The following is a 13,131-nucleotide window of genomic DNA, read 5'->3' on the forward strand; positions in this document are numbered from 1 at the left end:
CGCAGGCCGGTCGGGCATAGGCATGGAGGGCCAGGGACCGGGGTATGGCCCGCATGCTCTCAGATCCGAGCTTGTCAGATGACAGGAGGTCGGCCCAGTCGGGTCAGGCGCCACACCGTACGCCACTTCATGGGGCGGCGCGGACCGCACGGGGTGGCCCAGCCCTCCTTGAAGCCGCCGAACCACGCCTTGAGGGCGGGGCCCGAGGGGCGCCGGGCCAGCGTGAGCAGCATCCAGACGCCGAGGTAGACCGGCACCAGGAGCGCGGGCAGATTGCGGCGGGCCAGCCAGACGCGGTTGCGGGCGACCATGCGGTGGTAGACCGCGTGCCGGGAGGGGGCGGTCGTCGGGTGGAACAGGACCATGTCGGAGCGGTAGTCGATCATCCAGCCCGCGTCGAGGGCCCGCCAGGCGAGGTCGGTCTCCTCGTGCGCGTAGAAGAACTCACCGGGCAGCCCGCCGACCTCGGCGAGGACCTTCGTGCGGACGGCGTTGGCGCCGCCGAGGAAGGTCGTCACGCGCGAGGAGCGCATCGGGTCGGAGGCGCGCAGGCGCGGCACGTGGCGGCGCTGGGTCTCGCCGGTGTCCGGGTCCGCGATGCGGAAGCTGATGATGCCGAGCTTGGGGTCGGCGGCGAACGCCTCGCGGCACAGCTGGGCCGTGTCCATGTTCGCGAGCAGGCCGTCGTCGTCCAGGAAGAGCAGGACGTCGACGTCGGTGCCGCCGGGGCCGAACGCCTCGATGCCGACGTTGCGGCCGCCGGGGATGCCCAGGTTCTCGGGCAGCTCGACGGTGCGCACCCCGGCGGGCACCTCCGGGACGGGGGCGCCGTTGCCGACCACGACCACCTCGACCGGGTCGCCGTCCTGCTTGGCGACCGAGTCGAGGAGGGCGCGCAGCTCCTGCGGCCGGTTGCCCATCGTGATGATGACCGCGCCGACCTTCATCGTCTTGTCCCCTGCCGTACTCACTTGAGCCTGCTCGAGGCCAGGATGGACACGAGGTGCAGCAGGGTCTGCAGGAGCGCGATCCCGGCGAGGACGGCGACGCCGAGCCGCGAGAAGAACAGGTCGCCCCGGATCTGGTCCACGATCGCCAGGACCAGGATCAGCAGGGACGCCTCGATGCCCAGGATCAGGCGGTGGAACTTCAGTGCGGCGGCGGCCTTGCGGGCCAGGGCCATGCCGGAGCCGCGCATCTCGGACGCGGCTTCCTTCACCTGCTCCTTGCCGCTCTGTGCGCGGGCCACGGCGACCAGGTCCGTCTCGGCCTTGATCAGGATGGCGCCGAGCGCGGCGAGCGTGCCGAGGAACGCCCACAGCCAGTCGATCCGGCCCGAGCCCCACAGGTCGGCGGCGCGCAGGCCGAAGCCGACGAGGACGGCCGCGTCGGTGAGATAGGCGCCGACGCGGTCCATCCAGACACCGGCGAGCGAGTACTGCTTGCGCCACCGGGCGATCTCGCCGTCGACGCAGTCGAGCAGCAGATACAGCTGGACCGCGACGACACCGAGGGCCGCGCCCCAGATGCCCGGAACGAGCAGGGCCGGGGCCGCGAGGACGCCGCAGACGGTCATCAGGTAGGTCAGCTGGTTGGGCGTGACCTTGGTGTTCACCAGGTGGCGGTCGATGCGCAGCGAGATCTCGCGCATGTAGAGCCGTCCGCCCCAGTGCTCGCCGCTCCGCCGGTCCTTCACCCCCGCGGGGTGAACGACCGGGCGGAGCTCAGCTACCGATGGCTTTTGCATAGTCGGCGTATGCGTCCCTGATCTGGTCGGTGGAGAGGTCGAGGTGTTCGAGGATCGTGTAGCGGCCCGGACGGGTCTGCGGAGCGAACTCCACGACCTGGACGAACTCGTCCACGGTGAAGCCGATCTCCTCCGGAAGGACGGGCAGTCCGTGCCTCCGCAGGACCTGCGCCATGAACGCCGACTCCTCGTGGGCCCCGCGCAGGTGCATCGCGAAGGCCGCGCCCAGGCCGCACTGCTCGCCGTGGCTGGCCGCGCGCTTGGGGAAGAGCAGGTCGAAGGCGTGGTTGATCTCGTGGCAGGCGCCGGACGCGGGCCGGGAGTCGCCCGAGATCGACATGGAGATGCCGGTGAGGACCAGGCCCTCCGCCAGGACCTGAAGGAAGCCGTCGTCGCCGACGCCGCCGGGGTGGCGGAGCACGGCCTCGCCGGCCTGCCGGGCCATGGCCGCGGCCAGCCCGTCGATGTCCTCGCCGCGCTCGCGGGCGGCGAGCTCCCAGTCCGCGACCGCGGAGATGTTGGACAGGGCGTCACCGATGCCCGAGCGCACGAAGCGGACCGGGGCCTCACGGATCACGTCGAGGTCGATGACCACGGCGATCGGGTTCGGCACCCCGTACGAGCCGCGGCCCGCGTCGTTGTCGAGGGTCGCGACCGGCGAGCACAGGCCGTCGTGCGACAGGTTCGTCGCGACGGCGACCAGCGGCAGGCCGACGCGCGCCGCGGCGAACTTGGCACAGTCGATGATCTTGCCGCCGCCGAGGCCCACGACCGCGTCGTAGCGACCCTTCTTCATGGCGTCGGCGAGCTTGATGGCGTCGTCGAGCGTGCCGCCGCCCACCTCGAACCACTCGGCGTTGGGCAGCGAGGGCGCCAGGCGCTCACGGAGCACCGCGCCGGAGCCGCCGCTGATGGCGATGGCGAGCTTGCCGGTCGACGAGCAGATCCGCTGGTCGGCGAGGACGGTGGCGAGGTCGTTGAGCGCCCCCGCCCTGATGTCGACGACGACCGGCGAGGGGATGAGCCTCGTCAGTACTGGCACGCGATCTCCCGGCCCTTGGCGAGGTCGTCGTGGTTGTCGATCTCGACCCACGAGACGTCGCCGATCGGCGCGACGTCGATCTTGAAGCCGCGGTTGACGAGCTCCTGGTAGCCGTCCTCGTAGTAGAGGTCGGGGTCGCGCTCGAAGGTGGTCTTCAGGGCGTCGGCGAGCTCGTCGGCGGCCTCGCCCTCGATGAGGGTGACGCCGATGTACTCACCGGTGGCCGTCGCCGGGTCCATCAGCTTCGTGATCTTCTGGACGCCCTTCTCGGGGTCCACGATGACCTTCATCTCCTCGTCGGCCAGGTTCTTCACCGTGTCCAGGGCGAGGATGATCTTCTTGCCGTCGCCGCGGGCGGCGAGCAGGGTCTTCTCGACGGAGACCGGGTGCACGGTGTCGCCGTTGGCGAGGATCACGCTGTGCTTGATCGCGTCACGGCCGCACCACAGGGAGTAGGCGTTGTTCCACTCCTCGGCCTTGTCGTTGTCGATCAGCGTCAGCTTGAGGTTGTACTTCGCCTCCAGGGCGGCCTTGCGGTCGTACACGGCCTCCTTGCGGTAGCCGACGATGATGGCGACCTCGGTCAGGCCGATCTCGGCGAAGTTCTTGAGGGTGAGGTCGAGCACAGCCAGCTCGTTCTCGGTCCCCTCGCCCACGACGGGCACCAGCGCCTTGGGCAGCGTTTCGGTGTAGGGACGCAGACGCCGTCCGGCGCCTGCCGCAAGGACGAGGCCGATCATGCGGGTTCTCCTTCATCGTGTACGGCGGGTGCTCCGGAGGACACCCAGAAGCGGATGCTCTCGATGAGCACCACGAGTGCGACGGCCACGGCGAGAGCCGTGAGCGCGACGCGGAAATCTGTGTCGGTCAGCAGGACGGCGGCCAGTGCGACCACCAGGGTCCTGCCCTCTTGCCCGCCGATCGCCCGCACCAGCCAGTGCGGGGGCGCGCCGGCGTTGCCGCGGATGCGGTACACCGTGTCGTAGTGATGGTAGGCGACCGCGGACACCAGGCCGAAAGCCGCGGGCAGCGCCCCGTTCACATCGGCTTTGGCCGCCAGTACCAGTACCGTCCCGTATTCGGCGGCGCGGAAGAACGGCGGAACCAGCCAGTCGAGGGGGCCCTTGAGGGGCCGGGCGAGGGCGAGGCCGGAGAAGGCGACATACACCGCGGCGCCCACCACGACGACGATGCTGCCGTAGGAGTTGGCGAGCGCCGTGCCGATGAGCGCGGCGCCGCCCGCGAAGGCGAACACCGGCGCCCCCTGCATCCGGGGGCCGAGCACGAAGCGCGAGAAGAGCCCGGCCAGCGGGCCGTTGTCGGCGAGGTCGCGCAGTGCCTCGGCGGCCCGGTCGGTGCGGGTCGCCTTGCGGGTCAGCGAGCGCAGGACGCGCCCCGCCGTGGTGTAGCAGGCGGCGATCGCACAGCCGACGAGGAGCACGACGAGGGTGATCCGCGGGGTGGTCAGCGCCGTCAGTACGGCGATCATGGCCCAGCGCTCACCGATCGGCAGCACTATCATCCGGCGCACCCAGACCGTCCAGCCGACGCTGTCGAGCTTGTCCGAAAGGGCCGCGGTGGGGCTGGTGTTGGCGGTCGCGTCGTGGTTCGCCTCGTTGAAGGAGAAGTCCACGACGTGGCGGCAGGTCTGCAGGATCATCGCGCCGAGCGCGAGCGCCCACACGTCGTCGCCGCCGCGGGCCGCGCCGAGCGCGAGGCCCGCGTAGTAGGCGTACTCCTTGGCCCGGTCGAAGGTCGCGTCGAGCCAGGCGCCGAGCGTCGAGTACTGCAGGGAGTAGCGGGCCAGCTGCCCGTCCGTGCAGTCCAGGACGAAGGAGAACAGGAGCAGCAGGCCGGCCGCGACGAAGCCGCCGCGGGTGCCGGTGGCCGCGCAGCCCGCCGCGATCAGGGCGGTGATCAGGGACGCGGTCGTGACCTGGTTCGGGGTCAGGCCGCGCCGGGCGCACCAGCGGGCGATGTAGCGGGAGTAGGGAGAGATGAAGTGCGTGGTGAAGAAGCCGTCGCGCGACTTGACCGCCGTGCGCAGCCGTACGGCCTCCTCGTCGACGGCGTCCACGGCCTGCCGGGCCTCGTTGCGGGCCTGCGGGTCGGAGGGGACGGCGGCGACGAGGGTACCGAGGTCGGGCCGGTGCACGGCGTCGCCCTCGGCCTCCATGGCGGCGGCGAGGTGGTCCGGCAGCGCGGCCTGCGTGGTGACGGTGGTGCCGCTCTCGGCGGGGGCGGCCGCCGCCGCGCGCAGGGCACGCGTCAGCTGACCGCGCGCCTGCGGCTGTACGGAGACGGCGCCGGGCACCGCGGAGGCGTCGAAGCGCGGGTCGGTGAGGCCGAGGCGCAGCGCGTGGACATGGCCCACGAAGCGGGTGTCGACGACCGCGACGCGCTCACCGGCCGGGACGGCGGCGAGCAGGGCCTCGGTGTCCGCCGCGTCCGAGGCGCCACGCACGTCGAAGCCGAGGGACCGCAGATCGCCTTCGAGTGACGAGCCAGGGACCGGCTGACCGGTGAGAATGGCGGTCGACAGACGAACTCACTCCTTGGATCACGGCGCGGCTCGCGCCGGGCACGACCGCGTACGGGGGCACCCCTGGCCGGACACGGCCTGGCGGCATGTCGGCAGAGGCTATCGGATGAATGGAAGCGGGCGTTCATCGCCCGTTCACGGCCCGATCAGCGCGGTCTGCGTGTGCCGCGACCGCCGAGATCATCATTGTCGATCGGGGCCCGACCTCACAAACCGCGGGCGGAACCGCCCCATAGAGGCGCCATAGAGGCCCCATAGGGTGGGCTTCCATGACATGGCTGATCACAGGCGGAGCGGGTTATATCGGGGCACATGTGGCGCGGGTGATGGCCGGTGCGGGAGAGCGCGTGGTCGTGCTCGACGACATCTCGTCGGGGGTGCCGCAGCGGCTGCCGGAGGGCATCCCCCTCGTACGGGGCTCCTCGCTCGACGGGGAGCTGCTGCGGCGGGTGTTCGCCGAGCACGAGGTGACGGGGGTGGTGCACCTCGCGGCGCGCAAGCAGGTCGGCGAGTCCGTGGAGGAGCCGCTGCGCTACTACCGCGAGAACGTGGGCGGCCTGACCACGCTCCTGGAGGCGGTGGCCGAGGCCGGGGTGCGGCGGTTCGTCTTCTCGTCGTCGGCTGCGGTGTACGGCAATCCGCCGGAGGCCGACCTGGTCACGGAGGCCACGCCGTGCGCGCCCGTCTCCCCGTACGGCGAGACGAAGCTGGCCGGGGAGTGGCTGGTGCGGGCCGCCGGGCGGGCGCACGGCATCTCGACGGTGTGCCTGCGGTACTTCAACGTGGCGGGGGCGGCGAGCCCGGAACTCGCGGACACCGGGGTCTTCAACGTGATCCCGATGGTCTTCGACCGGCTCACCCGGGGCGAGGCCCCGCGGATCTTCGGCGCCGACCACCCGACACCGGACGGCACCTGCGTGCGCGACTACATCCACGTCGCCGATCTCGCCGAGGCGCACCTGGCCGCGGCCCGGCGCCTCGCGGAGGACGGCATCGACGGCGATCTGACCGTCAACATCGGCCGGGGTGAAGGCGTTTCCGTACGCGAACTCGTCACCCTCATCGGTGAGGTGACCGGTGACGCCCGTACTCCTCTGGTCGAGCCCGCCCGCGCCGGGGACGCCCCGCGCGCCGTCGCGGACGCGGGCCTGGCCGCCAAGGAGCTCGGCTGGACGGCCCGGCGCGGGGTGCGCGACATGGTCGAGTCGGCGTGGGACGGGTGGCTGCTGCACCACCCGGAGGCGGCGCGCGGCTGAACGCGCCCCGGGCCTCATCCGGGTCGCTCCACTCCCCTGACCTGCAGGGTGTTTCCGCAGGTCAGGGGAGATGACAACGGTGTTCAGTGCCGCGTTGCCAGATACCCCCCACCAGTAGTTCACTGATCCCTCGACCGGCACGGAACAGCGATCGGGAGGAGCTTTCCCATGGGGGCTGGGCACGACCACGGGCATACGCACGGAGGGCCACCGCCCACCGGGACCGCGGCCGCGGCGTACGTGGGGAGACTGCGCGTCGCGCTGTGCATCACGCTCTCCGTGATGGTCGCGCAGATCATCGGCGGCTTCATGGCCGACTCCCTCGCGCTGCTCGCCGACTCGGCCCACATGGCGACGGACGCGCTCGGCCTCGGCATGGCCCTGCTCGCGATCCGGTTCGCGAACCGCCCGGCCACCGGCAACCACACCTTCGGCTACGCCCGCGCCGAGATCCTGGCGGCGCTCGCCAACTGTCTGCTCCTGTTCGGCGTCGGCGGCTACGTCCTCTACGAGGCCGTCCAGCGCTTCTTCCACCCGGCAGAGACGGACGGCGCCCTGGCGATCGGCTTCGCGCTCTTCGGTCTGTTCGCGAACATGGTGTCGCTGTCGCTGCTGATGCGCGGCCAGAAGGAGAGCCTCAACGTGCGGGGCGCCTTCCTTGAGGTCCTCGCGGACACCCTGGGCTCGCTGACGGTCCTGGTGTCGGCGACGCTCATCCTGACGACGGGCTGGCAGGCGGCCGACCCGGTCGCCTCGCTCGTGATCGGCTTCATGATCGTCCCGCGCACCGTGAAGCTGCTGCGCGAGACCCTCAACGTCCTCCTGGAGGCGGCCCCCAAGGGCGTCGACGTGGCGGAGGTCCGCACCCACATACTCGATCTCCCGGGCGTCGAGGACGTCCACGACCTGCACGCCTGGACGATCACCTCGGGGCTGCCGGTGCTCTCCGCCCACGTGGTGGTGAGCTCGGAGACGCTGAACGCGATCGGCAACGAGAAGATGCTGCACGAACTCCAGGGCTGCCTCGGCGACCACTTCGACGTCGAGCACTGCACGTTCCAGCTCGAGCCGAGCGGCCATGCGGAGCACGAGGCGAAGGTCTGCCACTGAGCCCTTTCGCGCTCCTGTCGGACTCCCTCCCCGGGGTCGGCAGCGGGACCACTCTGTGAAGCCAGTGGCCTCGGACCCAAGGGAGTTCCCATGCGTCAGCTCAAGGCCCAGAAGCCCGTGGGCAAGCGCACCTCGCGACGTGCGGACCAGGAGAGCGAGCAGGAGCGGGCGGAGCGCCCCGAAGTCCGGGCGGACATCCGCAGGACGTGGTGGCCGTCGTCCGCCTGACCCGGGACGTACCAGACGTGGCCGTCACCGTGCGTGGTACGGTGGCCAGAGATCTTGAGATGTATGAGGAGGTGGGTTGATGACTGTCGCGACAAGCGCTGCTCCGTGCAGCGGCGACGCACGCATCCCCACTCTCCGGGCTCGCGGCTGACCCTCTCCTTTTTTCCTTGCGTACGTTCTCGTACGCCGTCAGGCCGGGCCCCTCATCTCAAGGGTTTCCCACGTTGACTGAGCACAACGACGACATCACCCACGCCTTCTTCTCCCTGCACCACGGGCTGCCGCGGCAGGGTCCGGGCTCGGACGCCACCACCCGGCACCTCCTCGGGCTCGCCGGACCGCTGCCGAGCCGCCCGCGCGTGCTGGACCTGGGCTGCGGCCCGGGCCGCTCCGCCCTGCTCCTCGCCGCCGAGGCGGGAGCCGAGGTGACCGCGGTCGATCTGCACGAGCCGTTCCTCGACGAGCTGCGGGCGGCCGCACGGGCCCGCGGGCTCGACGGATCGGTCCACGCGGTCAAGGCGGACATGGCCGAACTCCCCTATCAGGATGGTTCGTTCGACCTGATCTGGGCCGAGAGCTCGGCCTACAGCATCGGCTTCGACACGGCCCTGCGCGCATGGCGGCGGCTGCTCGCGCCCGGCGGCACGCTCGTGCTCACCGAGTGCGAGTGGACCGGCCCCGACCCGTCCCCGGCGGCCCGCGCCTTCTGGGACCGGCACTACCGGCTGCGTACGGGGGACGAGAACCTCCGCGCCGCCACGGCCGCCGGGTACAGCGTGCTCGGCGTCCACCACCAGCCGGAGTCCGACTGGGACGAGTACTACGGCCCGCTGCGGGCCCGCGCCGAGGCGGCCGACCCCGGCGCCCCTGGCATGGCCGAGGCACTCGCCGCCACCCGCGAGGAGCTGGCCATGCGGCGGGACCACGGCGGCGAGTACGGCTACAGCGGGTACGTGCTGCGCCCGGCCGACCCCAGCGGCTGGCGCACCCGGCCCGAGACCGGCGCGGACATCTCCGCCGTGCACGCGGTGAACGCCGCCGCGTTCCCCACCGAGGCCGAGGCCGACCTCGTGGACGCGCTGCGGCTCGACGGAGACGCGTGGCTGCCCGGCCTTTCGTACGTCGCGGAGGCGGCGGACGGCCAGGTCGTGGCGCACGCGCTGATCACCCGGTGCCGGGTGGACGGTGCTCCGGCGCTCGCCCTCGCGCCCTGCGCCGTGCTCCCGGACCAGCAGCGCTCGGGGGCCGGTTCGGCCGTCGTGCACGCCGTGCTGGCCGCGGCCCGCGCGCGGGGCGAGGAGCTGGTCCTGGTGCTCGGACACCCCGAGTACTACCCGAAGTTCGGCTTCGTGCCCGCCTCCCGATACGGGATCAGGGCGCCCTTCGACGTGCCGGACGAGGCCATGATGGCGCTCGTGTGGGACGGCGCCGACGGTTCCCCGGCCGTGCCGCAGGGCACGATCAGGTATCCGGCGGCATTCGGCGTCTGACGGTGCGCCGCATGTCCCCCGCGTCCCTTTCGGGGCGCGGGGGACATGCGGCCCCGCAGTGCCCGGAGCGCCGGATACGTACGGCAGACTTGAGGCTCGAAGACCGAAGCGAAGGATGGGTATGCCGATCACACCTGCCACCGCGGCGAACAGCTCGTCGAACGGCACCGGAGAAGCGATCTTGCTCGAACTGGTCGACGAGGACGGCAAGACGATCGGCACAGCGGAGAAACTCGCCGCGCACCAGGCACCAGGGCAGTTGCACCGGGCCTTCTCCGTGTTCCTCTTCGACGAGCAGGGGCGGCTGCTGCTCCAGCAGCGGGCCCTCGGCAAGTACCACTCCCCCGGGGTCTGGTCCAACACCTGCTGCGGCCACCCCTACCCGGGAGAGGCCCCGTTCGCCGCGGCCGCCCGCCGGACGTACGAGGAGCTGGGCGTCTCGCCCTCGCTGCTCGCCGAGGCGGGCACGGTGCGCTACAACCACCCGGACCCGGACTCCGGTCTGGTGGAGCAGGAGTTCAACCACCTCTTCGTGGGGATGGTGCAGTCCCAGTTGCAGCCGGACCCGGAGGAGGTCGGGGCGACGGCCTTCGTGACGGCGCGTGAGCTCGCGGCCCGGCACGAACAGGACCCGTTCTCCGCGTGGTTCATGACGGTCCTGGACGCGGCGCGGCCCGCCATCAAGGAGCTGACCGGCACCTCGGCGGGCTGGTAGCCGCCACCGGGCACCGTACGGGGGTCGTCGACTCCCGTACGGTCAGAGCACGTTGGGCTTGAGGGGCAGGGCCGCCCAGATGACCTTGCCCCCGCTCGCGGTGTGCTCGACGTCGCAGGCGCCGCCCGCCTCGCGGGTGATCTCGCGCACGAGGAGCAGCCCGCGGCCGCCCGTCTGTCCGTGGTCGGCCACCAGGGCGGTCGGGCGGTACGGGTGGTTGTCCTCGACGGAGACGCGCACCCACTCGGCGCCGACCGCCACCTCCACGGCGAGCATCGGCGAGAGCAGGGCCGCGTGCCGCACCGCGTTGGTGACCAGCTCCGAGACGATCAGCAGCAGCCCCTGGACGAGGTCGTCCGCCGCGGGCACGCCCTGCCGGGCCAGCAAGTCCCGTACCGCGTGCCGGGCTTGGGGCACCGATGCGTCGACGGCGGGGGCGGTGAACCGCCACACTCCCTCGTACGGCACCTCTCCGCCGGCCCGAGGGAGTGGGCCGGCGCCCCTCCCGTCGTTCTCCATCGTCCGGTCGCCGCCCTTGCGCTCGATTGTCACCACACGACGAGTGTTGAGAACGCGCTGGTCCGTACCGGAGAACTGACCAGAAGTCAGCGACTATCGACGGCTTTTGATCGCCGGAGTATGACGGCGTCAGTTGTGCGACTGCTCCTGCCCTTCTTGTTCCGCCTTCGCGGTTTTTTCGGTTTGTACGGCCGTGTCCCCCGCGACGAGGCTGACGATGCGGCGCCCGCCGAGGCCGGCCGCGAACAGGCCCAGCCCGTCGAAGAGCAGCGCCAGCGAGAAGAAGCAGCCGATCACGTACTGGCTGCTGCTCGGCCACTCCGCGAGCACCAGGACGCCCAGGAGCAGCCCGAAGGCGCCCTGCAGCAGCGTCACGGGGAACTGCGGGCCGCGCACCACGAGGCTGCCGATGAGCCGGAACACGCCGCCGGTCAGGAACAGCAGCGCGGCGAACATGGTCAGCGCCTCCGCCGCCACGTGGGGCCGCGTGACGACCACGACGCCCGCCGCGATGTCCAGCGCGGCCACGACCACGCCGAGCCAGAAGAAGTTGGTGCCACGGGCCTGGACCGCGTGCAGCAGGCCGACGGTGCCGCCGATGAGCAGCAGCCAGCCGAACAGGAGCATCGAGGTCAGGGTGACGATGCCGGTGTAGAACAGGCCGACGATCCCGGCGAGGACCAGGATCGAGCCGAGGAAGGCGAGCCAGCCGAAGCTGCGCTTGAGCTTGGCGCCCCGGGGGCCCGGGTCCGCGGCGGGGCGCGGGGGCTCCGCCGGGCGGCTGTCGGGTGCCGGTGGACCGTCGGCCTTCGGGTCGGATGCCGGGCCCGCTGTCCGGGCCGCTGTCGGACCCGTTTCCAGGTCCGTACTCGGGTCCGTTCTCGGGTCCGTTCTCGGGTCCGGTCGGTCGTCGGTTTGCTTGGGGTGCTTGTGCAAGAGGGCCATCAACGTCTCCGTCCGTCCGCGTGCGCGTCGCAGAGTCGCCCCCTTCTTGATCGTACGTTCGAGGCGGGCGGATAGCATCCGGCGCATGGAACCGCAGCTGAGGCATGCCGTCACGGGCGGTGTCGCCACCGTCGTCATCGACCACCCGGCCAAGCGCAACGCGATGACCGCGGACATGTGGCGCTCGCTGCCGCCGCTGCTCGACGGGCTCGCCGCGGACCCCGAGGTGCGGGTGCTCGTGCTGACGGGCGAGGGCGGCACGTTCTGTGCGGGTGCCGACATCTCCTCGCTGCGGGGCTCGGCGGGCGAGGCGCAGGAGCTCGCGGTGCGGGCCGAGGACGCGCTCGCCGCCTTCCCCAAACCGACGCTGGCCTCGGTGCGGGGGTTCTGCGTGGGCGGGGGCAGTCAGCTGGCGGGGGCGTGCGATCTGCGGTTCGCCGCCGAGGACGCCTCGTTCGGGGTCACTCCGGCGAAGCTCGGGATCGTCTACCCCGCGTCGTCCACGCGCCGCCTCGTGTCCCTCGTCGGTCCCTCGACCGCCAAGTACCTGCTCTTTTCAGGTGAGTTGATCGGGTCCGAGCGGGCGCTGCGCTCGGGGTTCGTGGACGAGGTGCTGGCAGGGGACCAACTCGACAAGCGGGTGGCGGAGTTCACCCGCACCCTGGTCTCACGCTCCCAGCTGACGCAGGCGGCGGCGAAGGAGTTCGCCGCGGGGCGCCAGGACCGGGACGCGTACTGGGGGGAGCAGGCGCGCGGCAGCGGCGACACCGCGGAGGGTGTCGCCGCCTTCCTGGAGCGCAGGCAGCCGCGCTTCACGTGGACGGTGCCTGCCTCGTCCGGCTGAGCCGTCGGCTCAGCCCTGGGCTCCGTCCTCGCTGAAGCGGCTCTGCTCGCGGAACTTCTCGACGAGGTGCGCGGGCGCCTTCTCGGGGGAGCCCGCGTCGTAGGGCGGCTGCGGGTCGTACTCGGTGAGCAGCTGGACGGTCTGCGCGGTCTCGTCGCCCGCGATCCTGCCGAGCAGGGTCAGACCCATGTCGATGCCGGAGGAGACACCGGCCGCCGTCACGTACTTGCCGTCGAAGACGACCCGCTCCCCCGTCGACTGCGCCCCGAACTCCGCCAGCGCGTCGAGGGCCAGCCAATGGGAGGTCGCGCGGCGGCCCTTGAGCAGTCCGGCGGCGGCGAGGAGCAGCGAGCCGGTGCACACCGAGGTCGTCCACGTGCTGGTGGCGTCGGCGCTGCGCAGCCAGCCCAGGATCGCCTCGTTCTTCATCTGGGGGGTCTGCCCCGGGCCACCGGGGACGACCACGATGTCGGGGTTCGGCACCTCGTCGAAGGTCTTGTCGGCGACGAGCGCGAGGGTGTCGGTGTCCGCGCGGACGGGACCCTTCTGTTCGGCGACGAAGACGAGGTCGGCGCCGGGGAGGCGGCCGAGGGTCTCGTAGGGGCCGACGGCGTCGAGGGCCGTGAAGTGCGGGAACAGGGCGATGGCGATCTGCATGGGGCGGGTTCCTCTCCATGGGTGGCTGGGTGTACC

General features: G+C 71.6%; 14 protein-coding genes. 6 read left to right on the forward strand and 8 right to left on the reverse strand.

Going from position 1 to position 13,131, the window contains the following annotated elements; genetic code table 11:
* Positions 1 to 74: 74 nt before the first annotated feature.
* Genes ACQB60_RS06385 through ACQB60_RS06405 form a run of 5 tightly spaced genes read right to left on the reverse strand, consistent with a single transcriptional unit; the run spans position 75 to position 5,331 of the window.
* The gene (locus tag ACQB60_RS06385) at positions 75 to 947 is read right to left on the reverse strand and encodes a glycosyltransferase family 2 protein (RefSeq protein ID WP_496925618.1); all 873 of its coding nucleotides are present in this window, start codon (positions 945 to 947) and stop codon (positions 75 to 77) included.
* Positions 948 to 967: 20 nt separating this feature from the next.
* On the reverse strand, positions 968 to 1,747 hold the full coding sequence (locus ACQB60_RS06390) for a CDP-alcohol phosphatidyltransferase family protein (protein WP_384830298.1): 780 nt from the start codon (positions 1,745 to 1,747) through the stop codon (positions 968 to 970).
* Positions 1,725 to 2,789 (reverse strand): iron-containing alcohol dehydrogenase family protein, encoded by a 1,065-nt coding sequence (locus ACQB60_RS06395; protein ID WP_496924836.1) that lies wholly within the window; start codon positions 2,787 to 2,789, stop codon positions 1,725 to 1,727. The genes ACQB60_RS06390 and ACQB60_RS06395 overlap by 23 nt, the downstream gene beginning before the upstream one ends.
* Positions 2,777 to 3,529 (reverse strand): phosphocholine cytidylyltransferase family protein, encoded by a 753-nt coding sequence (locus tag ACQB60_RS06400; RefSeq protein ID WP_384830305.1) that lies wholly within the window; start codon positions 3,527 to 3,529, stop codon positions 2,777 to 2,779. Before ACQB60_RS06400 ends, ACQB60_RS06395 begins: the two co-directional genes overlap by 13 nt.
* Entirely contained in the window at positions 3,526 to 5,331 is a 1,806-nt protein-coding gene (locus ACQB60_RS06405) for a DUF5941 domain-containing protein (protein WP_496925619.1), read from the reverse strand. The genes ACQB60_RS06400 and ACQB60_RS06405 overlap by 4 nt, the downstream gene beginning before the upstream one ends.
* Positions 5,332 to 5,600: 269 nt before the next feature.
* On the opposite strand from ACQB60_RS06405, the gene galE reads away from it, so the two are divergent.
* The 5 genes from galE (at position 5,601) to idi (ending at position 10,130) form a co-directional block, all read left to right on the forward strand.
* On the forward strand, positions 5,601 to 6,587 hold the full coding sequence (galE, locus tag ACQB60_RS06410) for a UDP-glucose 4-epimerase GalE (RefSeq protein ID WP_496924837.1): 987 nt from the start codon (positions 5,601 to 5,603) through the stop codon (positions 6,585 to 6,587).
* A 168-nt stretch (positions 6,588 to 6,755) separates the two neighbouring features.
* Entirely contained in the window at positions 6,756 to 7,697 is a 942-nt protein-coding gene (locus ACQB60_RS06415) for a cation diffusion facilitator family transporter (RefSeq protein ID WP_496924838.1), read from the forward strand.
* Between the two features lie 90 nt (positions 7,698 to 7,787).
* A complete protein-coding gene (locus ACQB60_RS06420) occupies positions 7,788 to 7,925 on the forward strand; it encodes a hypothetical protein (protein ID WP_496924839.1) in 138 nt (45 codons plus the stop codon).
* 224 nt (positions 7,926 to 8,149) lie between these two features.
* A complete protein-coding gene (locus ACQB60_RS06425) occupies positions 8,150 to 9,415 on the forward strand; it encodes a bifunctional class I SAM-dependent methyltransferase/N-acetyltransferase (RefSeq protein WP_496924840.1) in 1,266 nt (421 codons plus the stop codon).
* A 121-nt stretch (positions 9,416 to 9,536) separates the two neighbouring features.
* The gene (idi, locus tag ACQB60_RS06430; protein ID WP_496924841.1) at positions 9,537 to 10,130 is read left to right on the forward strand and encodes an isopentenyl-diphosphate Delta-isomerase; all 594 of its coding nucleotides are present in this window, start codon (positions 9,537 to 9,539) and stop codon (positions 10,128 to 10,130) included.
* 42 nt (positions 10,131 to 10,172) lie between these two features.
* Here the strand turns inward: idi and ACQB60_RS06435 are convergent, their stop codons facing one another.
* Positions 10,173 to 10,649 carry an ATP-binding protein gene (locus tag ACQB60_RS06435; protein ID WP_496925620.1) on the reverse strand — a complete coding sequence of 159 codons (477 nt, stop codon included), beginning with the start codon at positions 10,647 to 10,649 and terminating at the stop codon, positions 10,173 to 10,175.
* A 129-nt stretch (positions 10,650 to 10,778) separates the two neighbouring features.
* Positions 10,779 to 11,510, reverse strand: coding sequence for an HdeD family acid-resistance protein (locus tag ACQB60_RS06440; protein WP_496925621.1), 732 nt, complete (start codon positions 11,508 to 11,510; stop codon positions 10,779 to 10,781).
* A gap of 169 nt (positions 11,511 to 11,679) precedes the next feature.
* Here ACQB60_RS06440 and ACQB60_RS06445 point away from each other — a divergent pair, with 169 nt between their 5' ends.
* Positions 11,680 to 12,438: an enoyl-CoA hydratase/isomerase family protein gene (locus tag ACQB60_RS06445; RefSeq protein WP_496924842.1), complete on the forward strand. Its 759-nt coding sequence runs from the start codon at positions 11,680 to 11,682 to the stop codon at positions 12,436 to 12,438.
* 9 nt (positions 12,439 to 12,447) lie between these two features.
* Here ACQB60_RS06445 and ACQB60_RS06450 read toward each other — a convergent pair whose 3' ends face one another.
* Positions 12,448 to 13,095 (reverse strand): DJ-1/PfpI family protein, encoded by a 648-nt coding sequence (locus tag ACQB60_RS06450; RefSeq protein WP_496924843.1) that lies wholly within the window; start codon positions 13,093 to 13,095, stop codon positions 12,448 to 12,450.
* Between the last annotated feature and the right edge of the window lie 36 nt (positions 13,096 to 13,131).

The sequence above is a fragment of the Streptomyces odontotermitis genome (assembly GCF_050510915.1).
Taxonomy (GTDB): domain Bacteria; phylum Actinomycetota; class Actinomycetes; order Streptomycetales; family Streptomycetaceae; genus Streptomyces.